This is a genomic window from Microcoleus sp. CAWBG27 (genome assembly GCF_020883145.1).
Lineage (GTDB): Bacteria > Cyanobacteriota > Cyanobacteriia > Cyanobacteriales > Microcoleaceae > Microcoleus.
This window is the reverse complement of record NZ_JAHREU010000045.1, coordinates 1-22,374: the sequence shown is the minus strand read 5'-3', so window position 1 is coordinate 22,374 and position 22,374 is coordinate 1. Positions and strand designations below refer to the sequence as shown.

At 43.8% G+C, this 22,374-nt stretch carries 22 protein-coding genes; 13 read left to right on the top strand and 9 right to left on the bottom strand.

Annotation, left to right across the window (positions count from 1 at the left end):
- The first annotated feature begins 106 nt into the window (after positions 1-106).
- Complete coding sequence (locus tag QZ938_RS21985; RefSeq protein WP_293149410.1) at positions 107-904, top strand: DUF5829 family protein; 798 nt, start codon at positions 107-109, stop codon at positions 902-904.
- Between the two features lie 132 nt (positions 905-1,036).
- On the opposite strand, the gene QZ938_RS21980 is transcribed toward QZ938_RS21985, so the two are convergent.
- Positions 1,037-3,211 (bottom strand): lipoxygenase family protein, encoded by a 2,175-nt coding sequence (locus QZ938_RS21980; RefSeq protein ID WP_293353289.1) that lies wholly within the window; start codon positions 3,209-3,211, stop codon positions 1,037-1,039.
- Positions 3,212-4,128: 917 nt separating this feature from the next.
- Here QZ938_RS21980 and QZ938_RS21975 point away from each other — a divergent pair.
- The 5 genes from QZ938_RS21975 (at position 4,129) to QZ938_RS21955 (ending at position 10,500) form a co-directional block, all read left to right on the top strand.
- Complete coding sequence (locus tag QZ938_RS21975; RefSeq protein ID WP_293353291.1) at positions 4,129-5,676, top strand: sulfatase-like hydrolase/transferase; 1,548 nt, start codon at positions 4,129-4,131, stop codon at positions 5,674-5,676.
- A 245-nt stretch (positions 5,677-5,921) separates the two neighbouring features.
- Positions 5,922-6,926, top strand: coding sequence for a mechanosensitive ion channel domain-containing protein (locus QZ938_RS21970; protein ID WP_293149404.1), 1,005 nt, complete (start codon positions 5,922-5,924; stop codon positions 6,924-6,926).
- A 234-nt stretch (positions 6,927-7,160) separates the two neighbouring features.
- Positions 7,161-8,150 carry an L-histidine N(alpha)-methyltransferase gene (gene egtD, locus QZ938_RS21965; RefSeq protein WP_293353293.1) on the top strand — a complete coding sequence of 330 codons (990 nt, stop codon included), beginning with the start codon at positions 7,161-7,163 and terminating at the stop codon, positions 8,148-8,150.
- A gap of 180 nt (positions 8,151-8,330) precedes the next feature.
- Positions 8,331-8,720 (top strand): hypothetical protein, encoded by a 390-nt coding sequence (locus QZ938_RS21960; RefSeq protein WP_293353295.1) that lies wholly within the window; start codon positions 8,331-8,333, stop codon positions 8,718-8,720.
- Positions 8,721-9,408: 688 nt separating this feature from the next.
- Entirely contained in the window at positions 9,409-10,500 is a 1,092-nt protein-coding gene (locus QZ938_RS21955; protein ID WP_293353297.1) for a linear amide C-N hydrolase, read from the top strand.
- 17 nt (positions 10,501-10,517) lie between these two features.
- On the opposite strand, the gene QZ938_RS21950 is transcribed toward QZ938_RS21955, so the two are convergent.
- Positions 10,518-10,682, bottom strand: coding sequence for a hypothetical protein (locus tag QZ938_RS21950; RefSeq protein ID WP_293343293.1), 165 nt, complete (start codon positions 10,680-10,682; stop codon positions 10,518-10,520).
- The gene (locus tag QZ938_RS21945) at positions 10,679-10,972 is read right to left on the bottom strand and encodes a sterol desaturase family protein (RefSeq protein WP_293343296.1); all 294 of its coding nucleotides are present in this window, start codon (positions 10,970-10,972) and stop codon (positions 10,679-10,681) included. Before QZ938_RS21945 ends, QZ938_RS21950 begins: the two co-directional genes overlap by 4 nt.
- Positions 10,973-11,014: 42 nt before the next feature.
- Here QZ938_RS21945 and QZ938_RS21940 point away from each other — a divergent pair, with 42 nt between their 5' ends.
- Entirely contained in the window at positions 11,015-11,161 is a 147-nt protein-coding gene (locus tag QZ938_RS21940; protein WP_293149394.1) for a hypothetical protein, read from the top strand.
- A 15-nt stretch (positions 11,162-11,176) separates the two neighbouring features.
- On the opposite strand, the gene QZ938_RS21935 is transcribed toward QZ938_RS21940, so the two are convergent.
- On the bottom strand, positions 11,177-11,608 hold the full coding sequence (locus tag QZ938_RS21935) for a hypothetical protein (RefSeq protein WP_293149392.1): 432 nt from the start codon (positions 11,606-11,608) through the stop codon (positions 11,177-11,179).
- 1,288 nt (positions 11,609-12,896) lie between these two features.
- Between QZ938_RS21935 and QZ938_RS21930 the strand changes: the two genes are divergently transcribed.
- The 3 genes from QZ938_RS21930 to QZ938_RS21920 all read left to right on the top strand — a co-directional run bounded on the left by QZ938_RS21930 (position 12,897) and on the right by QZ938_RS21920 (position 16,897).
- Entirely contained in the window at positions 12,897-13,775 is an 879-nt protein-coding gene (locus QZ938_RS21930; RefSeq protein ID WP_293353299.1) for a hypothetical protein, read from the top strand.
- A 583-nt stretch (positions 13,776-14,358) separates the two neighbouring features.
- Positions 14,359-16,146, top strand: a complete 1,788-nt coding sequence (gene ltrA / locus QZ938_RS21925) for a group II intron reverse transcriptase/maturase (protein ID WP_293353301.1) — start codon at positions 14,359-14,361, stop codon at positions 16,144-16,146.
- Positions 16,139-16,897, top strand: coding sequence for a hypothetical protein (locus QZ938_RS21920; RefSeq protein WP_363318876.1), 759 nt, complete (start codon positions 16,139-16,141; stop codon positions 16,895-16,897). Before ltrA ends, QZ938_RS21920 begins: the two co-directional genes overlap by 8 nt.
- On the opposite strand, the gene QZ938_RS21915 is transcribed toward QZ938_RS21920, so the two are convergent.
- The 4 genes from QZ938_RS21915 to QZ938_RS21900 form a co-directional block, all read right to left on the bottom strand.
- On the bottom strand, positions 16,880-17,116 hold the full coding sequence (locus QZ938_RS21915; RefSeq protein WP_293353303.1) for a hypothetical protein: 237 nt from the start codon (positions 17,114-17,116) through the stop codon (positions 16,880-16,882). The two genes, QZ938_RS21920 and QZ938_RS21915, sit on opposite strands and share 18 nt — an antisense overlap.
- Positions 17,117-17,135: 19 nt before the next feature.
- Entirely contained in the window at positions 17,136-18,158 is a 1,023-nt protein-coding gene (locus tag QZ938_RS21910; protein WP_293353305.1) for a GntR family transcriptional regulator, read from the bottom strand.
- A gap of 90 nt (positions 18,159-18,248) precedes the next feature.
- Complete coding sequence (locus QZ938_RS21905) at positions 18,249-18,599, bottom strand: hypothetical protein (protein WP_293353307.1); 351 nt, start codon at positions 18,597-18,599, stop codon at positions 18,249-18,251.
- A gap of 910 nt (positions 18,600-19,509) precedes the next feature.
- Positions 19,510-19,872, bottom strand: coding sequence for a hypothetical protein (locus tag QZ938_RS21900; protein WP_293353309.1), 363 nt, complete (start codon positions 19,870-19,872; stop codon positions 19,510-19,512).
- Positions 19,873-20,092: 220 nt separating this feature from the next.
- On the opposite strand from QZ938_RS21900, the gene QZ938_RS21895 reads away from it, so the two are divergent.
- Positions 20,093-20,785, top strand: a complete 693-nt coding sequence (locus QZ938_RS21895) for an iron-containing redox enzyme family protein (protein ID WP_293353311.1) — start codon at positions 20,093-20,095, stop codon at positions 20,783-20,785.
- A gap of 122 nt (positions 20,786-20,907) precedes the next feature.
- On the opposite strand, the gene QZ938_RS21890 is transcribed toward QZ938_RS21895, so the two are convergent.
- Positions 20,908-21,126 carry a hypothetical protein gene (locus tag QZ938_RS21890; protein WP_293353313.1) on the bottom strand — a complete coding sequence of 73 codons (219 nt, stop codon included), beginning with the start codon at positions 21,124-21,126 and terminating at the stop codon, positions 20,908-20,910.
- A 26-nt stretch (positions 21,127-21,152) separates the two neighbouring features.
- Here QZ938_RS21890 and QZ938_RS21885 point away from each other — a divergent pair, with 26 nt between their 5' ends.
- Together QZ938_RS21885 and QZ938_RS21880 are read left to right on the top strand one after the other, a co-directional pair.
- Entirely contained in the window at positions 21,153-21,380 is a 228-nt protein-coding gene (locus QZ938_RS21885; protein WP_293353315.1) for a hypothetical protein, read from the top strand.
- A 229-nt stretch (positions 21,381-21,609) separates the two neighbouring features.
- Positions 21,610-21,750, top strand: a complete 141-nt coding sequence (locus tag QZ938_RS21880; protein ID WP_293363358.1) for a hypothetical protein — start codon at positions 21,610-21,612, stop codon at positions 21,748-21,750.
- Positions 21,751-22,374 lie beyond the last annotated feature (624 nt).

Genomic DNA, 22,374 nt, shown 5'->3' with positions numbered 1-22,374 from the left:
CACAAATAATCCTAATACCTTTCCGCGACTTAAGCTAAAGAGTTTTTATGAACAGGCATCTTGTCTGTTCCACAATTTGTATTGCTAAGGCTCAAGAAGTAAAAACATGGGAATAGAATTTAACCATTTATATATTACTCTCGACACAGAAACGCTAGAGTCAATAGCCAAATCAGAGTTCATCAGCCAAGAATTCTGCACAATATCCAGAGATACTGTAGAAACTGATACAGAGAGTTGGGCGGGAACCTATCTCAGAGGGAAACATAGCTATCTTGAGCTTTTTGCTCCGGGGGGTGCTGAAGGGTTTAGGGAAGGTTTTTCGGGTATTGGTTTCAATAGTAAACAAGCCGGACAGATTGATATTGTAGATGAAAAGCTAAAATCCTTAGTAGCTCAAGAAACGTTTTCTGATTTGCAAATTCGTCAAACCGAAGATGGAAAAGTACCCTGGTTTCATTATTTGGCGCTCAAATCAGAAAGAGAAGCCTTCAGTGCGTGGTTGATGGAATTCCATCAGGATTATTTAGATTATAAAAACATCCAACTTACCAGTGCTGGTTGCTTTGACCGTGCTGCTTATCTAAAAAACCTTGCTACCTCCGAAACTTCTTTATTTGACGACATTTCAGAAGTTCATCTTGAATTGACTTTAGCGGAACACGAGGAACTAGCATTACTACTTCGAGTCTTTGGCTATCACTCATCTTGCTCAGGAGATATTACTACCTATCGTTCTCATGGTTTTACTTTACAAGTATCTCAGACAGTTGCTCCAAGTTATCGAATTCGCAAGGTTGTTTGCACGATGAAGGCGATAGCTCATCAGGAAAGAAAGTTCACTTTCGGTGATAATGCACAGTTAAATGTGGGTGGAGAGTTGGCAATTTGGCAGTTTGGATAACTGAAGCAATAAGTTAAAAAATAGCGATACCCCTTTGTTTGGTAGCGCAACTGATAAATTTGGCAACCGCTTGCTACCCTATTTATCAGTTGCACCGCATCAAATAGCATCACTCCTCAAGCTGTGTATGAGTTAAATATTGATGCTGAGAGGAATTTTTGAAGGCTGCAAAAATCGATAAGACACCAGCCTTTGGGCATCGGCTTCGAGAATTTTTGCTTCGATGTCATTCAGGTTTACCTTGAATTTCTCGAAAGCTCTTTTCAATTGTGGCTCGACAAAAGATGAACCGGGGTAATCGAGCAGGTTCGTATAGTAAACTGAACCCAGCAAAAAAAGCACTTCTATTTGGAGTAATGCTCGCTCTAGTGGCGGTAGCGAACCCATGAAATTTTGCTGCTGTGCGGGGTTGGTAGGTGCTGGAGAATAGCAACCCAAAGGAAATGCTGGTGCGTAAGTCATCAAACCGCTTTGCGGAAAGTTAACAGCAGCGTGTTGGGCGCTAGCTGCAAAGATAACCGTAGAGATGGCCTCTACTAAATAATCTAAGCTTGCAATCCGACCGTCAGCATTTTCGCCAATATAGCAGTGTCCTTTAGCAAACAATTCACCAGCCCAATTTTGCAGTTGTCGATCGACAACTACGGACTCATCGCTAGAATAGTGCAGGCGCAGGTATTCGCCCACCCACTGATGAATGGCATCCCAAATTAGTTGTCCGTCATCTCGATAAGGATAAATCGGTAATTGCTGGGAATTATTGACACCGCGTTTTTCTAAAGTTCGGGGGAAGGCAACTTCATTAAAGTTAGCTAAGTGGCTCATCGCTTCTTTGATGGCTAGCTGGCCGTTACTGTCTATAGTGGCACTCAATAACAAGTCTATAGGCCCTTCTGGTGCTAATAAATTCTTATGCGCCCCGTAATTAATCAAGATAGTACCTTGCAAGTGAGGTTTCAACAAAACCATTACAGGATGACTATTATCGGTAAAGCAGCGATTAGTTGCCAGAACAAAAGGCTCAATAAATAAGTGAGTCTGAGCTAGGTGAGATATCAGCTCGTGGTAATTGCTATCTGCCATTTGCACGACGGTTTTAGCTGTCATCCAGTTGTCGCCATCTAGGGGCGTAAATATAGGATTGTTATCCCCCGGAACTGGCTGGCAGCGAATTGCTATTGGTCGTAAATTTCGATCTTGATACTGTTCGGGCGGTACTGCAAATAATGCGATCGGAGCATACATATACTTGGGAAGCCCACCAATATCGCTATTGACTAAACTATCGAGCTTGGAATAATCTGCCAGATAAAGTCGCCCGGATTGCAGTGCTGCTTCTAGATTATCTTCATGCAGAATCTCTCCGTATTGTTCGCTGGTAATTAACAGGCGCTCGTCTAGTTCTTGGATTTGATTGAGCATTACAGGGTTTGGCCCTGCTACTTGCATATAAGCAAAAACTGCATCTTGTTGGAAATTTCCAACAGTTGCGGGTCTGATTGTTAACGGATTGAGTAAGTTTTCGTAGTCTTCAAGAGTAGGATTGACAGTACCGCGTAAAAGGAACTCTGAAAAATCAGCTTCCTGGTTAATCAATTCTTCTCCCAAACATCTAGCAATTCCTTGAAGGTGCTTGTATAATTCTCTGTCAACTTCCCCAACTTCCTCAACTTCCTCGAATCGAGCGACTTCCTCAGTTTCATCAACTCGGTCAACTTCATCAAGTTGCTCGCTTTTTAGATTTCGTGCGGATTTCATTTCTAAGCTTCGGCTAAGTTCAGCTTGTATTTCTCGATCGATTCGATCGAATACATTTTCAGCTTCACTGAAATCCCCCGTCAAGGGAATGCTACTTTTAAGCTTGGGGGATACTTTTCGCTCCAAGACTGATTCTAGTTTTAAAACAGCATTAGTTAACTCTGCTTGTCCCTGGGCTGTCCTTATTTCTTGCTCTATCGACTCTAAAGAATCAATTTCACTTTTGCTCGACTCTAACGAATTAATTTCACCTTCGTTTGACAGCGAGCTTTTGAGAAGATTAGCCGACTTTTCAGCCTCGTTCAAAATACTCAGCGTACTCAACACTAAACTCACCCATTTCAGGCTGGGAAGTTCATCGGCGTTAGGCAGTCTAGGCAGGTTGCCGATGGGACTAAGTGGCACCTCAGTCATAGCTAGAGGAGCTAAAACTGTATAGTCATATTCGTATTTATTAGATACAATCAACCTGCGAGCCAAAGGAACCGTCGCTAAAAAAGTGACTAAACGGTATAGCGTTTCAATGATTTGTTGCCTGGAAAAAGACATATTTTGCTCCAAAGACAAATATTACTAGATTGGGTGAATCGAGAAGTTACTAGATTGGGTGAATCGAGATTAGATTCTTCAGTATTGGTTGGTAACAGTTTGACTCTTAATTTTGTATTAGTTGCATCAGTTGATATAGCAATCCTAAATCATTTGTGAATTTCTTACTCCCTCCTTTTGCTAAGGAGAGGGTTGGGTGCCGGAAAAAATTTACGACTCCTGCAAGGATTGCTACAGATTTTTAGCTGCTTGCGACTGCTACCAATCAAGAACTGGCAAGTTGTCGGATCGGGATTAAAGTTGAAAGCCCAACCCAAAAATCCACTGTTTAACGAACTCAGCTAATATAGCATACCTGCTGAGCGACATCAGAATTCTCCTCACAGACCACCATCAGGAAGCCCGCAGGTGAAAGAAGGTCGATCGCGAGCGTTGTGGGTTGATGCTTGCTTGCAAGACGGCAGGCGCCAGAGAGCAATAGCGCCAGCAAAGGCTGGAAGCTAGTTCTCATCATAGTTCTGTGCTTGAAGCCGTATAAATTAATACACCAAATAAACAAGAAAAAAGATGACTGCAAGCCGGAAACAAAAGTTAACAAAACTTTTTAGCTAAAAAGTTTTTTTAGGCGCAAATTCAAGTAATCTATCTTTTGAAGCGAACAACCAGTCAAATCTAACTATTTTTCCAGAAAACGGCTGATTTAACCCCAATCCTGGGTAATTAAAGCGAGTCGGAAAAAACCGATGGCGATTTTCTTCCTTGTGTAGCGCCACCCGATCGACAAGTGGGTGGACTCAAAGCTTGAGATGGCCAAATATTTCTGATATTTTCCCTCTATAACTTATAGCTGGCTTCAGTTCTTACCACTTCTGCACGGCACCCCCAAACCTATTTACTTCTTTACTTCATAGCAAAAAATGGCAATCGAGGATCTTTTCGCAAAGTACAAAAAGCCCAACATCGTTATCATCATCACCGACCAACAGCGCGCCTTGCAGCACTATCCGCGGGACTTTGCCTACAGGCTCCCCGCGCTGAAGCAGTTGATGAGCAATGGTTTGAGTTTCGAGCGGGCATTCACCGCCGCTTCCGCCTGCGCCCCCAGCCGCGCGACTTTCTTGACCAGCCAGTATCCCGCCAAGCACAAAACAACGGATACTGGTCAGCTACAGCCGAAGGAGCCTTTGAACACGAAGCTGCCCAACCTCGCCCACGTCCTAGAGAAGGCTGGCTACAAAACGCGCGCTTGGCTGGGCAAATGGCACCTTGGAGAAATTGATACTAGCCCCATAGAAGCTGGATTCACAGAGTGGGACGACCCCGACGCAGGCATCACCATCAGCGACTACAATACCCTAGGCGGCGGCGAGGCAGATAACGACAGCCGTTACCTCGCAGATATGCTCGAGTTCATCGAACGACAGGACGAGAACGCTCTCGATCCGTTTTGCCTGGTTGCGTCTTTTGTCAATCCTCACGACGGGTTTGCAGCGTTCAGAGGGCTGGGCGGCTCGGGATACGGGAGTGCGGCGCTCACTAAAGTGCCTGTAGGTTTGCCACCTAACTACAAGCAGGATCTGGATAAAGAGAACAAACCCCGTGCCCAAGCCTCAGCGAGTTGGTGGACTTTCGCTAAGCCTGGTTCCAAGATGCCCCCCAAGCACAGACCCCAGGATTACGTCAACTTCTACGCCTATCTCCAGATTTTGGTAGACAAACAGATCGAGCAACTCCTGGACGGTCTGGCGAAGCAGAATCTGATCGACAATACCCTGATTATCCGCTTCGCCGACCACGGTGAGATGGCCATGAGCCACGGTCTCGTTGAGAAATTCTTTAACGCCTATGAAGAGAGCATTCGCATACCGTTCGTGTTCTCCAACCCCGTAGCCTGGCCTACAGCACAGACTACCCAATCCCTTGCCAGCAGTGTGGATTTGACTCCGACGATCGCCTCGCTGCTCGGTGTCGAGTGGCACAAACCGGCTGAAGCGGTTCCAGCAACAGCCAACCCGACGATTTTTTACGGGCAAGATTTGTCGCCGATCCTCAACAATCCAGCCTCCTTTGTCCAGAAATCCGTCCACTTCACATACGACGACAATCCAGCGGTTATACCCCCTCCAGAAGATAAACCGAAACAGAGGATTCTGTACCCCAGCATAGTTCGGACGATTCGCACGGACAAGTGGAAATACTCGGTCTACTTCAACGAAACAGACTCGGAGAAGGCTGAGGGTGCCGAAGGCGATTGGGAACTCTATAACCTAGAAGCAGATCCTTACGAGGACAACAACCTAGCTGGCAATCCCGATCCCGAGATTAACAAGCAGCAGTGGGATTTGGAGCAGCAATTGCAAGATGCTATGAATCGCCTGGGAACTATGCCGACTGCCTTCAAATGGCCTCCCCAGAAGACAGAGTTAAGCCGAGGCGCACCCGCCACCAAACCCACCGATATCTAGACTAAAACGCGAGCGGCAAAGTAAGGAGTTCCACCCAACCAGGGAGAGGATGGTGTTTTTCCCTCCTCTCTCTGATTTTCAAAATAGTTCATCAGTCAACTAAAAAAACTTAATTACCCGTTGATTAACCTATGGAAGCAGTTTGGGATACGTTAAAAAATATCAATTACTCCGGCATACCGATTGCTAGAATCGCTATTGTGCTCATTGTCCTAACCTTGACACAGACACTAAGGCGATTTTTTGTGGCAGTAATTGTTAAAACTATTGAGAGTTTTACTAGCAAAACTAAAACAACACTTGATGATGAGTTGATTACAATTATCAAGCCTGCTTTAAGTTGGCTGATTCTCATAGGTGGATTTTGGCTGAGTAAAGAAATTCTGGCAGATAACTTAGGTTCTCAACTAAATCAAACAATCGGTAGCCTGCTCAACTATACAGTGATTTTCATAGTTGCCTATGTTATTTACCGATGCTCTTCTATTTTCGGTCAGATTATAGCCAACTTAGTGCTGCACACCGAAACAGAGCTCGATGAATTGCTCAGACCTTTAATGCCCAAGATTTTTCAATCAGCAGCAATTATTGTCTTTATCATCAAGATCAGCGAGGCATTTTTAGGACAATCTGCTGCTGCATTGGTGGGGCTATTGGGCGGTGCCGGTATCACTTTTGGTTTGCTGCTGAAAGATATTGTTTACGATTGGTTCTGCACCCTGATTATTTACTCCGACAACCTCTATCGAGAAGGTGACTGGGTGGGAATATCCGGGGTCGAGGGTTTCGTGCAAATACTCAACATCGGATTCAGAACTACAACTCTACACGTAACTAAGTGGGGTTCGATCATCAAAATGCCCAATTCCAAAATGATTTCTGGAATTGTCGAAAACTGGTCGCAAAATCCGGGTAAAGAATTAAAATGGGGCTTAGTCTTAACTCTCAAAATAGATGGCATTTCGGCGGGGCAAACGGCTCGGATTTGTGAAAAGCTTGAAGAATTGCCGAAGTACATTCAAGGTTTGTCTCCATCCTGTACGGTGCGGTTCAAACAAATCGACCAAAATGCCCGGGTTATTGAAATTATGGCATTCGTCAATGACGATAATTTCTACTTTAATGCTGAGAAAAACTTAAATCTCGCTATATTAGAACTGCTCGAAAAAGAAGGAATAGATTTCCTGCACGTGGAACTGCAAACGGAGCCGGACAAGTACAAACGAAGCTTCCAAGCAACGAACAATTGAACGTTTCTGTTAACTCAAACAGTATCCGCTCAATAAATCGGGGTAAATCGCTCAATGATGAGCGTCAAACATCGCAAAATCGTTCCAAAAGCAGTAGTCTACCCCGAGTTATTGAGCGGATACCTCAAACATATCAATATGTAAAGATTTGGAGAAAAAGACATCCCGCCCATCCAACTAACTGCCGCGGGGATATCCTGTTAAATTAATTGCACGCAAGTCGAGGAAAGCCAAATGTCAGCCGCTTCTTTAACAACTCTAACAACTCTTCTAGATTGCCACTCCGCTCTTAAAAATGATGGTGAAGATGTCATTCAAGGATTGAGCAAAAACCAAAAAACTTTACCTGCTAAATATTTTTACGACAGTCGCGGTTCTCAGCTATTCGAGCAAATTTGTGAATTGCCCGAATATTATCCGACTCGCACTGAAGCTTCGATTCTGCGCCAATATGCCGGTGAAATCGCGCGGATAACAGGTGCTTGCGAACTAATAGAATTGGGCAGTGGCAGTTCTACGAAAACTCGCCTTTTGCTAGATGCTTACCAAGCTCTAAAATATGCCTGTAAGTACGTGCCTGTTGATGTGAGCGCCAGCATTCTCAAAGAGAGCGCCCTTCAATTGCAAGTGGAATATCCGACCCTGCACGTTCAAGGATTGATAGGAACTTACGAACAAGCCCTCGCTCAATTAATGCCTACATCGAGGTCATCGCGGATGGTTTTCTTCTTGGGCAGTTCGATGGGGAATTTCACCCCGGCCGAATGTGATATTTTTTTGAACCAAATCACCGATGTACTCACACCCGGAGATTACTTTTTAATCGGCATTGACTTGCAAAAACCCCAACATATCTTAGAAGCAGCTTATAACGACTCTCAAGGCGTTACGGCTGCTTTTAACTTAAATATGCTCGACCATTTAAATTGGCGCTTTCAAGGCAATTTTGATACGGGTTTGTTCGCCCATCAAGCTATCTACAATCCAAATGAAAATCAAATTGAAATGTACTTGCACTGCTGCGCGAGTCATCTAGTGAATTTAGAGAGTCTCGGCTTGAATGTTACCTGGAAAACCGGGGAAACACTCCTTACTGAAATTTCTCGCAAGTTTGACTTAGAGACTGTGGAAAAAGAACTAGACTCTAAAGGGCTGAAAACTTTAAAAAGCTTTACCGACCCGCAAAATTGGTTTGGTTTGCTTCTGTGTCAAGCCACCCGCTAAACTAAGCTGTTCTGCATTCAAATTGTAGGCCAAAAAATAATCAAACTCTTGTGGGGTGGGCATCCCGCCCGCCCTGAATATACAATTTAAATGCGCGACAGCTTATCTTCGAGCGTTCAGTTTGATTGGGAACCCGACCAAAAGAAAAAACACAAGTTAATCCATAAAACAGGCAATCGTATGAAATCCACAGTTCATCATTTCCAGACAGCAGAAACTTTCTACCAAAAAGACAAATGGGACTTGGATTCCTGGTTTGAGATAACTCAAATAGACTACAAAGAACTGCTCAAACAATATCCCTTCCAGAATATTTTCGCAGGGTTGGGAAAATCTCAAATCAACCTGCTGGATATAGGCTGCGGAGTCGGTAAATTTCCGAGTTTATTAGACGGGTGTATTTCGGGCGATATTCACCTATCATCAGATCTGCTCGATGTTTCAACTTCTTGCCTGCAAGTAGCGCAGCAAAAATTTAATACGTTAGAGCATTTTAGTTCGAGCCAAACATATTTATCGGGGTCGAAAATTTTGATTCCATCATCCCAAGAACGAAAAATTACGATCTGATTTGGTCTATTCATTCTTTGCATACAGTCGATAAAGATCGAATGGGAGCTGTATTCCAATCTTGCTTAGAATTACTCAGTCCTGGCGGTAAGTTTTTGCTTTATCAACTATCTAAAGACTCTTTCTATCATGAAATTCATGATTTTTATCTCAAAAATTACCCACTACCTATAAATCATCCCCAGCATTTTATGACGGCAGAAGATTCCCAAACAATACTATAATCGTTAGGATTGAACTATCAAATTATACCAATCCGCTTCAATCATACCGTCAATTGCGAACGTCGGTATCTACTAGAAGTCTACTTAAAGATGTGCGTTCTCAACCACGAAATAGATGATGTATTGTTATTGTTTCAAAACTTGCTGTCCAAGTATTTCGACAAACAAACGAACCAGTACAAATTTCCCCAAACGGTTAATTTGTTTGTAATTGATAGTAATCTTTAAGACACCGACTTCTCAGAGTTTGAATAACCCCATTTGTTGCTAGGTTTCTGGTATAGTACGAGCCGCAATTTCGCTTGTCAAAAGCGCGTCACTCTTGTCTGGTTCGAGCTAATTAATTCCTCGGATTAAGTGCTCTAAAAGTTGTTTTTGGTGTATACTAATTTAGGCAGTTACAGCAATTGAGCTGCGAACAATACTACGCAATACCCAATACTTCCAAAGGAGATATCTGAATCATGTGTACGAGAATTCTCTACGTAGATGGACAAATAAATCCAAAAATATATGACCCGAACCGGCCTAGTCCCAACGTCGTGACCGGTCGCAACATGGACTGGGCAACCTCGCTTAAAAGCGAGATTTGGGCATTTCCAGCAAATATGGAGCGCCAGGGGGGAACATACGAGCATTCCTTTACGTGGACATCCAAGTACGGCAGCGTAATTACCTCCGCCTTAGACGCTTGCACTACCGACGGTATCAACACTCAGGGTTTGGTTGCCAATTTGCTGTTCCTGGTAGAATCTGACTACGAACGAAAGCCAGAGCAACCAAAATTGACAAAAAAAATGTCAACTGCGGCATGGGCGCAATACTTCCTCGATAGTTTCGCGACGGTCAAAGAGGCGGTTGTAGCGATGGAACCAGACAATTTGTTCGAGGTGGACGCGCCCGTCATACCGGACGGCAGCAATAAGAAAAGTACAGTTCACCTGTCAATTTCCGACGCAACTGGCGATTCCGCAATTTTCGAGTACGTAGGCGGCAAGCTACAAATCCACCACGGTAGAGATTATATCGTGATGACCAATTCTCCGACCTACGACAAACAACTGGCAATCAACGAATACTGGGAAAAAAAGGATGGCATGATCGTGCTGCCGGGCACTAACAACGCCTCCGATCGATTTGCCCGTTGCTCGTTTTACCTATCGGCAGTCCCGCGCGATAATGTCAACGATGTACGCACAGCTATTGCAACCACCTTTAGCATAATTCGCAATGCCAGCGTGCCGATCGGGCTCATCGTAGACCCCGAAAAGCCCAATCTTGCCTCCACACTTTGGCACACCGTTTCCGACCACAAGAACCTCGTTTATTACTATGCAAACACCCGCAGTGCGAGTGTCTGTTGGATCGACCTCAAGGAATTAAATCTTGCCGATGGTTCGGGAGTGCGGAAAATCGATATGCTCGAAGAAGTGAATACTCTCGAATGGTCGGAAAAACCCAAAAAGCCGGTAATAATCGAAAAGTGGGAGCTGGGCGGCGACCTCACCGATCAATTTGTACCGACCGCTCCGTTTGAATTCTTGCCTCACCCTTAAGTGTCAACGCGATCGGGTCAGGTATAGGCTTTCTGGGATAGGTGAGGTATGCCAAATTTTAGGTACATCAAGGTTTTCGACCTTTGATACCTCATCTTCTTGAGCGATCGCCGAGCCAAAGTTTCTGGATCGGGTTTGGCTTTGGTACGGCGATCGCCATACCAACAGGGGTCGAGGTTCAATTCCCGCCATCAATGTTCTTACAGGACGGCTTGAGAAAGTTCTTTTCCAGAGAAGCCGCAGGAAACATAATGCCGGGCTTTTTTGTGGGACGGTTCAGCGTATTGAATATCCGATCCCAAAATCCTTGAATGCCGTAGTTTCCCTTAAAGCGAGAGTGGTGGAGATCGTGAAAATCCGAGTCAATGAAAAATATTGACAGAGAACTGTGACCTTCCAAATTGTAAGCATTGCCGATAACAGTCCAGGCGCACAATTGAGTAATATCGTATCCGAATACAAAAACAGGCAAAACGTCTGTAATGGTGACGATAGCATATTCAAGCAGGCTTTTATGACCGGCTACAAAACTGGATTAATCCTGGAATTCGTGATGTTTGAGGTGTATTTCCTGCAAGAACTTTTTGTGAAAGAGCCAATGAATAACGTAAAAGCAGAAATCCGCAGCAATTATTCTCATCAAGAACCATTCAAAATTTAAGAGCCAGCTATTTCCTCAATGAACTTCAGGATCTAGGGAGAGGATAATCGCTGCTGCTGCTAAACTTTTAATTTCTCCGACCAGGATTCCTTTAGCAGTAAATGCAGGGAAAGGTTGTTCTTTCACTTTCTTGATTCTGACATTGAATCTTTGCCGCCAAGTCTCGTTAGTTTTAATAATTTTTTCTATAAAAACACCAATGCTGTAGAATGAAACCGACCCAACAAGCCAGTACAGCAAAACCTCGGCGGTAAAGTTGAGATGGAATTTGTTCGAGAGCCAATAAATTAACTGCTGGACTATGGTACAAGCAACAGCTACTTTGATGAAAAACTCTATTTCAAAAAACAAATTAAAGATTTTTACTGTTAATTTATCCTTTGAAGACCCAGTTTTTTCAGGACAATTATTGAGTGGGTTCGGGAACTGAGAATTGGGTTCAAGCATTAGAATAACTTAGTATTTTTCGAGGTAAGCGAGCTAGATAATGTTTGTATTCAGTATTTCATTCTCCTATTCGCTTCATTCTATTTTATTTGCTGTACGACCAGCACCATCAATAAACGGAACCAAGCCGCACAGCCATCCCCTGCACAAAAAAACACTGCATCCTTTCAAGAACCTGCTGGAAGGGTTAAAATGCACCACTTCGGAAACAGATTTCAATCGAGTTCGTCCTTGATATTTCTTTACTTATAACTAATACAAAGAGTTGGTATCGCTTGCGCCTGTAACTGAGTCCCCAAAAATGCTGGTTGCATTTCCTTTGGTTTTTAGCGCATTTGGTCTCAGCAGAAATTTAACTTTAGCCGATACATTTTTTGGCGTGTCAATAAAAGCCCAAAAAACAAAAAACTGGTCGTTTGTTCGCTGCAACTGTTTTTGTCAATTTGTGCGGTATTAAAATACTCATACAGCAGTATAAATAATAAATTTTACGTTTGTCAAGTTAAAATTGTGCTGAGGGTATCATCTGCAAGCCCTACATATGATTTCTGCAAGTTTCCCATACCTTTCATTTGCGGGAATGCCAGCATCGGTTAGGTAAAGGCTTTTAACACTCCCGCACTACCCACAGGATTCAATTTTACCTGCAACTGATATATTGCTTTTCGCGCGTGCAACATCTCGAAAGCGGCTGAGGGGATTAGCGCTTCTGGGCGGTTTTGCAGTCTTCAATGCTACGCGCGCACTGCACTCTCAAAATCTTGATAGTTTGACATACTCCCCAGCGTTAACGCACGGGGATTCTTGACACCTCACGCCCGATGTGCCACAAGTGGTCTTATCTTCTCTGTGTCCGTTTATAGTCGTGGAAATGCCCTATCCCGATTTTGTTTATATTCTTTGCTGCATTCTCATTTCGTAAGGATTCAGGTAAACAAGAGTGAGCGTGAGAGCCGAAAAATATGGTAATATAGTCAGATGAGCGAAAAGTCAGAGGTAAGGATTCAGGTCTAAAAACTTGCAGATCCAACGCTTGTCTGGTAAGGGTAAACGACTGTTAACAATTTACCTAGACTTACCTATGATTTAGCGAGTAAAATCTGTGTAAATCACTGGATGAATTGATGAGTATTAGTCAGAGCCGCTCCCGCTTAAAGCCCGCTCGTCTTGACACGATATGGCGCCCTGAAAAAGAAGGCATTCATAGAACGTCGATCGCCACAGATGGGGGATACAGGCGATATAGTCTAACATAGTAAAGAACGAGCCGCACTGAAAGGGAGAATCAATGGCTACCCTAACTTATTGCAAAGGCTTGCCCACGCCAGTGCACGAGCTTAACGAACTCGGAAAAACAACTTTCGAGATGTTTTTGGAGGCTTACGCCCCGATTTTTAGGACTGCAAGCATTGAAACAGTCGATCGCTTACTTTCAAATAGAGAGTTCAAGAAATCCGATTGGAACACGCACTTACAGCAAACCTACGGCATCAACAAGCGCCACGCCAATGGTGTAATCAGTTCTGCGAAGGGTCGTGTAGACGGCGCAAAAGAACATAGGATTTTACACCTGAAAACTCTTGAAGTCAAGATTAAGTCCATTAGTGCGTGGCTCCAGAAAGCTGAGCGTAAGTTGGCATTGGCTCGTAAGTTTTATGCCAAGAAAAAATGGGCTAACTCAAAAACAGGCTGTAATTTTTCCATAGCTTGCTCGCTGCAATATAAATCCACAAACTGGCAGAATTTACGCTTTCAAATTCACAATAAAAAGCGTAAGCTGACATTGTTAACTAATAAACTAAAACACTTAAGACTTAAACCAGTCAAAGTATTCATCCCCTATGGCGATATGTTGCTTGTCGGCTCAAAGGATGAGTCTTTTGGCAATCAGGTTTGTCAGTGGGATGGAAATCAAATAACTTTTCGAGTTCCCAAATGCTTAGAGTCACGATTCGGAAAAACTATATCCTCTCTGATTGGTGATTTCAATCGCAGCATCAACAGACTACCAGAATCTGGCGCTAAAACTTGGCATTTCTACCGCAAAAATGGCAAGTGGGTTGTCGCCGTGCAATTTACCCCAAATCCCGGGTCGCAGGTTTCTCTTGAGAGAATGTATGGTTGCATTGGTATCGACATGAATCCCGGTGTGCGAATCGTTGGCTAGAAACCAATCCTAAAAAGGGTTAGGGGGATTAGCCGCAAGGTAGAACCTTGACAACTGAATGACCATGTAGGTGAGAGTCAGTATCCTAGAAACCTCAAATCCTACCCCGCAGGTGCAGCGGTGAAAGCACATCCCCCAGGTTCGAGACTAGCCATCAACGCCTGAAGCGGGGATGAAAGGTGGTACTACTGGAAGCCTAATCCGGTATCCATCGAGCAAAGTACCCACGAGTAAAGCCACGGCTTGAAGATGCGTTTGAATCGTCATTATCATGAACCAGCGAAATAAGGCTAAATGCGCTGGAGCCAAAAGGCAAAGGATAAGGAGTTGGCAATTACCTGGTTGACCAACAAGCACTTCCTATAAACCTGGCGAAAAGCATCACTCTAAAGGTACATACTATGGTCATTCGGAACGAGATAACCTCTCGTCTGCTCTCAGGAGGTCGAATACTTGAGTAGGTGCTAACCGTATGCAGCGAGTAGGGGAGATTAAGTCAGAAGCGAAGGTCTGGGGTAATGCCCAGAATATGCAAACAGACTTACGGTGATTTGGATGATAGAGTCCCAAGTAGTGAGTATATATGTCTAATACACAGTCTCAACAACTGATGGTGGAATGGCACTCTATTAACTGGCGCAAGCTAGAACGTAGCGTGTATAAGCTCCAAAAGAGAATTTATCAAGCCTCTGCCCGTGGTGATGTGAAAGCATATCGCAGACTCCAAAAGACGCTGATGAAGTCATGGTCAGCAAGAGCTTTAGCGGTTCGTAGAGTTACCCAGGATAACCAGGGGAAAAAGACGGCAGGTGTAGATGGCGTTAAATCGCTGACTCCAAAGCAACGTGTAGAACTTACTGGTAACTTAAACCTGGGTACAAAGGTCAGCCCAACTAGGCGGGTATGGATTCCTAAGCCTGGAACGGAAGAAAAGCGACCTTTGGGCATACCTACAATGAAAGACCGAGCCTTGCAAGCACTTGTCAAACTGGCACTAGAGCCAGAATGGGAAGCGCGATTTGAACCGAATTCATACGGGTTCAGAGCCGGACGCTCATGCCATGATGCGGTAGAAGCAATATTTAATGCAATTAGGCTTAAGCCTAAATACGTACTAGATGCCGATATTGCCAAATGTTTTGACCGCATCGACCAAGAAGCGCTGCTAAAAAAATTAAATACATTCCCCACCATCCGCCGACAAGTTCGAGCCTGGTTAAAAGCGGGAGTGATGGATTCAAAGCAGTTGTTTCCAACATCTGAGGGTACGCCACAGGGCGGGATAATATCCCCGTTACTGGCAAATATTGCCCTTCACGGGATGGAAGAACGAATTAAGCAATACGCCGATACCTTTCCCACTAAAAGTGGTCTAGGTAAACGGGATAACCGTAGAAGCATAAGTTTAATTCGTTATGCCGACGATTTCGTGATTCTCCACGAAAACTTAACCGTTGTCCAAAGATGTAAAGAGATTATATCTGAATGGTTAAAAGGCATGGGTTTGGAATTAAAGCCCAGTAAAACGAGACTTGCTCACACCCTCAACCCGTATGAGCAAGAAAAACCAGGATTTGATTTCCTAGGTTTCATGATACAACAATTTCCAGTAGGAAAGTATCACTCAAAGCAAGGGTTTAAAACAATCATCACCCCAAGTAAGCAGAAGCAAAAGGTACATTACGACCAAATCGCTAGTGTAATTGAAGCTCATAAGGCAGCACCGCAAGCGGCGCTAATCAGCCGATTAAACCCAATAATACGGGGTTGGGCTAACTACTATGCAACAGTTGTGAGCAAAGAAATTTACTCAAAACTCAATGCTCTGACGTACCAAAAGCTAAAAGCTTGGGCAAAACGCCGTCACCCGAAAAAGAACGGGGAATGGGTGTCAAAGAAATATTGGCAGTCCATAGACGGTGATAACTGGGTATTCGCAACCAGGGAAGAAGGGTTAAACCCTCTTCGGTTACTCAACCATGCTGACACTCCTATAGTGCGCCATGTAAAAGTTAAAGGCGAATCGTCGACCTACGACGGAAACCTAGTTTACTGGAGTACAAGAATGGGTAACAACCCAGAAATGCCAATTAGGGTATCAAAACTCTTAAAAAGGCAAAAAGGGAAGTGCGCCCACTGCGGCTTGTTTTTCCGTGAAAACGATGTGATGGAAGCTGACCACAGAATTCCCAAATCGCAAGGTGGCAAGGATTCCTATGATAACTGGCAGCTTTTGCACAGACATTGCCACGACACAAAGACCGCCTCAGATGGCAGTCTTGGCAACAAATCCGGCTGCAATAGTGCCGAGCCTAAGCCCACCAAAAGACTTGAAAAAGTCGCGGACAAATGGGTAATGAGGTATGCGTGACAAGCACCAAAACATTGAGGAGCCGTGTGAAAAGAAATTTTCACGCACGGTTTTGAAGACCAGCGGGGTTGGTGACAGTCTCGCTGAGTTTAATTCTATTGGTTGGGCCTATGTTGATTCTGAAGGAAATCTCAAAGCTAAAGGGCAGATTCCTTTGCAGATGGGCTTACCATCTGGTAAGCAACAAGCTCAAATTGTTGATGCCTGTTTGCAACTAGCCATAAAAGCTGCGAAATTTGAATGTCCCGTAGTTTGTGAGGAACTTGATTTCTCGGCAAAAAAGCACTCACTGTCCGAGCAGAGTAAAAAATACGCCCGGATGTTGTCGGGATGGGCTTATAGTGAGTTCTACAAGCAACTTGGTTCTATTTTGTCGAATCGTGGCATTGAGTTAATTGCAGTCAATCCAGCTTATTCGAGCATTATCGGTTTGATGAAATACCTGAGAATGTATGGATTAGCTAGTGACGAAGCGGCTGCGCTGGTAATTGCTCGTAGGGCTATGAATAAGAGTGAAAAAATACCTCGCTCCTTAACCGCCTATTCTGGGGTGAACCCGGAAAAGCACGAGGAGAGCGAGTGGAGCCAACTGAATAAAAAGATCAAACATTCCGCTGTAATATCACGTCGCTGTGATTATTATAGTGTTTCTAACTGGAGTTTCTTGGTCAACCTCAATACTGGGGAAGCGTCAAGCGCTAAGAAAGAATGTTTAAAGCTTATACCGCAGAGCTTACCTAGGTTTGCCTAGGTTTTTATAAGCGGCGAAGGGGTCTATGCTATCATAATCGCAGGAATTAGGAGTTAACTCGAATAAAGTTCCCTGCTGCGGTTGCTCGGTGCTAGCAAATTGCTGGCACTCGAAAATTCGATGTTTCCAAGAATGCAGGGCATCAACGCTCATCGCCAATTGAGATGCCGGAGGAGGATAGTTGGAGTTGAATTTGGGAAAAAGTTCGAGTTGTTTCACAAGTTTGGAAAGATTCGGACTACATTAATTTTTCCATTTCCACCGCAGCCAAACGAGCTTGAAGTACCAACAAGTTTATCGGATCTACGGCGATACGAAAGGTCATTACTTTCAAGTTTTTGGGGACGTATTTACTCAACAGACTCTCTACTTGACTCGAACACACTATTAAATCAAATTGATCCAGGTCGCATTTATTATTTTGAACGGTTTCGAGGGTAACTGCTTCTGAGTCTACGTGATGCACGTTGTACTCGATTATCTCCTTCATCGCTTCGCTGCTAATTTGTTCTTTACATACGAATAACAGCTTGGCATTGCGGGGCAGCGGTGAAATACAGCTTAACAATTGCATATCCGGTTGCACGTCAATTCCGATTACTTCTTTGTTGGGTTCTGCCAGCTTCGCTACATCCCACAAGTTTTTAATAGTTGTTACCACCAAATCTGCCGCCAACAACTGTTGAACCGATTGTGCTTCCTTATTTTTTAACGTGTTCCAATCAATTGATTCTAAAGCTAACCCGGTTGCAGATTGAATGCTGCTGCCAATATCGATACTATCTGGAAAAAAGTTCACAAATGCTACGTTGATTTGATGGCGATCCACAAGGACTGCTTGAGCGTAAGCCGCTGCTGAAAACTCCGACACGCTCAGCCCACTTTGAGATGCAGAGTGAAAAGCTTGACTGAGCAAGTCGTAGAAACTTTTCCGGGCTATTATTTGTTTCACAAACTGGGAATCGGCAATAAAAGTTCCTTTGCCCCGTTGACCTATCAAATATCCTGAATTAATCAGTTCGTTATACACCAAGGCTACAGTATTGTGGTTGACTCCTAAATGCTTTGCTAAATGAACGACTGGTGGTAACGGCTGATTTGGCTTGAGATTTCCGCGTATAATTAATAACTTAATCTGCTCGGTAATTTGAGCCGCAATTGTTAGCGGCGCTCCAGTATCCACAACAATAGGGGGTAAAACGAGGTCCTTCATGTAAGCTGGCATATTTGTGACTATTTTAGTAATTAATCTTTTTGACATTCAAGCAATTTCTAAAATTCAGTACGAAAAGGGCTCTGTCTCTTAAAATTTATGTTTACACTCCGCTTTATGTAGTTACTTTTCTATCCATTAATTAAGTTTACATATCCACAGACGCCCGGCGTATTCCCCATCAGCCCACAACGGTTTAGAATAGCGTTCGATTATGCGGCCGTCCCTCAGTTGAACTTTTTCGTGAGATTCTAGCTGAGTATGCTTGTAAATTTCTGTTACGTTCTTGAGAAAAACTTGGGGATTGTCGAATTGTTCGGCAACAAACTGCAACGCTAGGCGATCGGATAGCGACCTGAGAATAAATTCGGGTACGTTCCAGATTTTTAAGAAACTGGGAGTCAGCCCTGAAATTTGTCTCTGGCTGTTTACTAACAAAATTCCAGAGTTTGCATCTTGATTTTTTAACTGGTCTGAAATTGGCAACATCAAAAAGTGATTGGGGTTCGGGGTTACTTTTTATTAAGAAAAATAAATATTTAGTTTGTTTCTCCAATATTTAATTTTCTTATCACGCTTTTATAACTGTAGAAAGACAGTTTTACCTACTTACAATACATCCTACCACAACTGAAACACGAAAGTTCCCAGATAACACTGGTTGACTGGTACTGCCGTAGAACCCATTTGAGATATTCAGTCCAGGATGCAGGCACGCAATACGATCGCACTCTTTTGACATCGCAGGGGGGCGGCCGGCAGAATCCCTTATTGTCTGTTGTCTTAGCCTGCGAAAATAACGACCGATCCAACAGTTCTTTGCTGAGGTAGTTTCATTTATTTGTTGAGTTCGTTTAGCCTTAAATATTGCCTCCAAAGGTTTTCAAGCTGGTTGTCCGTCCCGTCCGGTTGCGGGATAAAATTATCACCTCTTTTTGACTAACAGTTGAAGAGAGCCACTCTACCCCGCAACTCAACTAAAAGAGAAATATTAAATGGCATTTTTTATTAACTCAAAAATAATTTCAATTTGGAAGGTGAAACCTTTAGACTTGCTACCCTACCCAACAGTATGTTGGTATTAGAAGGAGTGGAGAGAAAAACGAGCGATCTTTAAAAACTGAAACGAACGCCCAGTGGTAGCGGCTGGTTCGGCTTGAGATTCCCCCGCAGGAGCAATAGCTCAAGCTCAATCTGCTCGGTAATTTGAGCGACAATTGTTAGCAACACGCCAGCATCCACAACCACAGGGAATAAAACGAGTCTTTCCTACACTCTGGCATATTTTTTACTATTTTTTTAGCAATTAATCTTTTCGACATTCAAGCAATTTCTAAAACTCAGCACAAAGACCGTTCTATATCCCCAATGTTAATTTATACGGTGCTTCGTGTCCGGATTATTTAATTTCTGTATGGATTTTAAATATCCACAGCCTGCCTGCGTACTCTCCCTCAACCCATAGTGGCTTAGAATGGCGTTCTATTGTATGGCCGTTTCTCAGTTGAGCTTTTTCGTGAACTTCTAGCTGCGTCTGCTCGTAAATTTCTGTTATGTTCTTGAGAAAAACTTGGGGATTGTCGAATTGTTCGGCAACAAACTGCAACGCTAGGTGCTCGGATAGCGACCTGATAATAAGTTCGGGTATATTCCAGATTTTTAGCAAACTGGGAGTCAGCCCGGAAATTTGTCTCTGGCTGTTTACTAACAAAATGCTATAGTCCGCATCTTGATTTTTAAACTGGTCTGAAATTGGCAACATCAAAAAGTGATTGGGGTTAGCGGTTACTTTTTATTAAGAAAAATAAATATTTAATTTTCCGATCACGCTTTGACAACTGTAAAAGAACAGTTTTACCTACTTACAGCACATCTTACCACAATTGAAAGACAAAACCATTTTCGACTTTACCAATTGACTGGTAATGCAATACTGGTGTACCATAACAGAGTGTATCATACAAAGCAACGAGGAACTTTCCATGCAGTGGCTGTTGAATTTGGGGTCGCAATATCGCCAGAGCCTGCTTTCTGGTTTTTTTTACAAACAACTAGCCTTATCCGAGCATCAAGATGATGTCCGGGGGTGGATTAGACAACTTTATCACCAATCCAGCGACTTTACCGCATCGCTAGCCATGCGCTATGCGATGTGCAGCGACTTTCGGTATCAAGGATGCTTTGCACACCACGCCACTGAAGAGGTAGACCACGCTGCGCTGCTGTTGGATTGGATGCACAAACACGAATTTTTGCAGCCAGGAGAAAATCCAAACTCAGTAGCTCCTACCCTAGAAACCCAATCGGTAAGCGCCTACTGCTTCCGTTCGGTGTTGCGAGAATCCTACGAACATCAAGTCATCGCTATGAACCTGATTTCTGAGGGAGTGAGTTTCGATTTCTTTTCGGCGGTAATTCCTGCATTCGAGCGTCTGGGACTTAAAACCAACCGTTATTGGACGGTGCACCGAGATATCGACCAAATTCACTTGGGAATGGGCATCGATCTCATCCCCCAATGCGATGAAGATTCAGCACAAGGCAAAGAATACGCTCGCATCGCTTGGGAAACAAGCGTATTGTACGGTCAGATGCTGGACTCTTGGAGCCTTCTCGGTAACAAAACTACCGGGGACAAACACGAGCTTTCAAAAGTTGCAGCTTTGACAAGGTAATTGCGATCGCCCGCAAAAATAGCGACAAAAATAGCTGTGGCGCCCAGTGGTGTTGTTGTTTTCGGCTAGCTTTTTGCTGCCACCGCAAGCGGGCAAGATGAATATTACGATACCTGAACACCTCAACCAACTTTTCGGTGCGATTCTCTCAAATGTCGTGCTACCAACAGCATTACCTGATTTTCTTCAGTCTCGTCCTTGAGCTCGGATAAGGCTCGTTCGATCCTCAAGAGCGGATGTTCTTCTCTCATCCTTCTTGTTTCAAAGTCATTCTCTTGGGAAACGATGCGAACCACGCTAGCGCACTCGCTACGCGGACGCAACCCGGCAATCACTTCCATGCACCGCCATTGATTGGGTAGAAGCTTTGCGGGAAGCAGCTTCGAGGGTGGGAGCAGCGCTGCCCGAACGCGAACACAGCCCTAGGGAAATAGAAATAGCAGCGAAGTGGGAGATGCGCCGGGGGATACTGGCTGCGGTGTACGCCCAGTGCCGGGATTGGCTGTGGGGCGAAGTAGGAAGTGGCGCCCTCAACCACTTGATTGCCGAGAGGAGCATGAGTCGAGAGGCGATCGCTCAGTTGGGGAACATTTAATTGAAACAGTAGCACCAGAAATTAGCAGTTTTTTTTTAACTCAGCGGGTGGACAAGGTTCTGGTAGAAAAAGAACTATAAAAAGTTGTGTAGGAGAAATAACTCTATCGAGTAAACAAGCGCAAAGGTTGGGAGTAAAGAAGGGAAGTCGTCTAAGTCCTAATTTGGAAAAATGTTGTTTATTATTAGTGGGAAATGAATCTTTTGCCAATGCCGAGAGAGATCTCAAAATGTTGACAGGAATTTATGTGCCCCACAGTACACAACATCGGCTGTTAGAGCGTTACAAATTGCCTGAGCCTCAAACTACCGAGAAAGTACAAGCATTGAGTATAGACGGAGGAAACGTCAGACCATTGCTGACAAGTTAAGCTAGAGATAGATTTGTCAATCAGTAATTATGCTCAAAATTAACTCGGATTTTGGGTGAAAAACTGAGATTTTGGCTAACTTACGATCGAGCCGTAGCGTCATATTGATGTCCATTCACCCCATCAGATGCGAATTTCGACAGCTCAACCAGCAGTTTTTTGAGTAATATTACTGATTGACAAATGGAACTAGGTCTTAACTTGTCAGCAATGACGTCAGACTAAGAACTGCTTTAGGAGAAGAAAGTATCTGGAGGAATTATAAGGCAGTTAAGGTACATAGTCAAGTAGGAGCAGCCTTCTTTCAAAATAATGCAGATTTAGTGGCGTGGGTAAATAACCAACTCAAGAGTGAAACAATAACTTGTTTGGGAGATGGTCATGATGGAGTGTGGAATCTATTTAATCAAATTGGGACTAGAGAACAAAGAAGAGAGGTACTAGATTGGTATCAGGGGAATAGAAAATTTACATAAAGTACTGTAGTTTAGACTAACTAAAGATGAGAACGGTGGCAAAAGAAGAACTAAAGCCACCGCGCCAGGAGAGAATGAGGGTGAAAAAGAAAACCTATCCACTCCTTAAATGAACAGTGAACGATTAAAGGACTTTCGTCAAGCAGCA

Bases quoted from the DNA above. Each gene is read 5' to 3' on its own strand.
- QZ938_RS21985 (WP_293149410.1), top strand. From the start codon at position 107: ATGGGAATAGAATTTAACCATTTATATATTACTCTCGACACAGAAACG.
- QZ938_RS21980 (WP_293353289.1), bottom strand. From the start codon at position 3,211: ATGTCTTTTTCCAGGCAACAAATCATTGAAACGCTATACCGTTTAGTC.
- QZ938_RS21975 (WP_293353291.1), top strand. From the start codon at position 4,129: ATGGCAATCGAGGATCTTTTCGCAAAGTACAAAAAGCCCAACATCGTT.
- egtD (WP_293353293.1), top strand. From the start codon at position 7,161: ATGTCAGCCGCTTCTTTAACAACTCTAACAACTCTTCTAGATTGCCAC.
- QZ938_RS21960 (WP_293353295.1), top strand. From the start codon at position 8,331: ATGAAATCCACAGTTCATCATTTCCAGACAGCAGAAACTTTCTACCAA.
- QZ938_RS21955 (WP_293353297.1), top strand. From the start codon at position 9,409: ATGTGTACGAGAATTCTCTACGTAGATGGACAAATAAATCCAAAAATA.
- QZ938_RS21940 (WP_293149394.1), top strand. From the start codon at position 11,015: ATGACCGGCTACAAAACTGGATTAATCCTGGAATTCGTGATGTTTGAG.
- QZ938_RS21935 (WP_293149392.1), bottom strand. From the start codon at position 11,608: ATGCTTGAACCCAATTCTCAGTTCCCGAACCCACTCAATAATTGTCCT.
- QZ938_RS21930 (WP_293353299.1), top strand. From the start codon at position 12,897: ATGGCTACCCTAACTTATTGCAAAGGCTTGCCCACGCCAGTGCACGAG.
- ltrA (WP_293353301.1), top strand. From the start codon at position 14,359: ATGTCTAATACACAGTCTCAACAACTGATGGTGGAATGGCACTCTATT.
- QZ938_RS21920 (WP_363318876.1), top strand. From the start codon at position 16,139: ATGCGTGACAAGCACCAAAACATTGAGGAGCCGTGTGAAAAGAAATTT.
- QZ938_RS21910 (WP_293353305.1), bottom strand. From the start codon at position 18,158: ATGTCAAAAAGATTAATTACTAAAATAGTCACAAATATGCCAGCTTAC.
- QZ938_RS21905 (WP_293353307.1), bottom strand. From the start codon at position 18,599: ATGTTGCCAATTTCAGACCAGTTAAAAAATCAAGATGCAAACTCTGGA.
- QZ938_RS21900 (WP_293353309.1), bottom strand. From the start codon at position 19,872: ATGTTGCCAATTTCAGACCAGTTTAAAAATCAAGATGCGGACTATAGC.
- QZ938_RS21895 (WP_293353311.1), top strand. From the start codon at position 20,093: ATGCAGTGGCTGTTGAATTTGGGGTCGCAATATCGCCAGAGCCTGCTT.
- QZ938_RS21890 (WP_293353313.1), bottom strand. From the start codon at position 21,126: ATGGAAGTGATTGCCGGGTTGCGTCCGCGTAGCGAGTGCGCTAGCGTG.
- QZ938_RS21880 (WP_293363358.1), top strand. From the start codon at position 21,610: ATGTTGACAGGAATTTATGTGCCCCACAGTACACAACATCGGCTGTTA.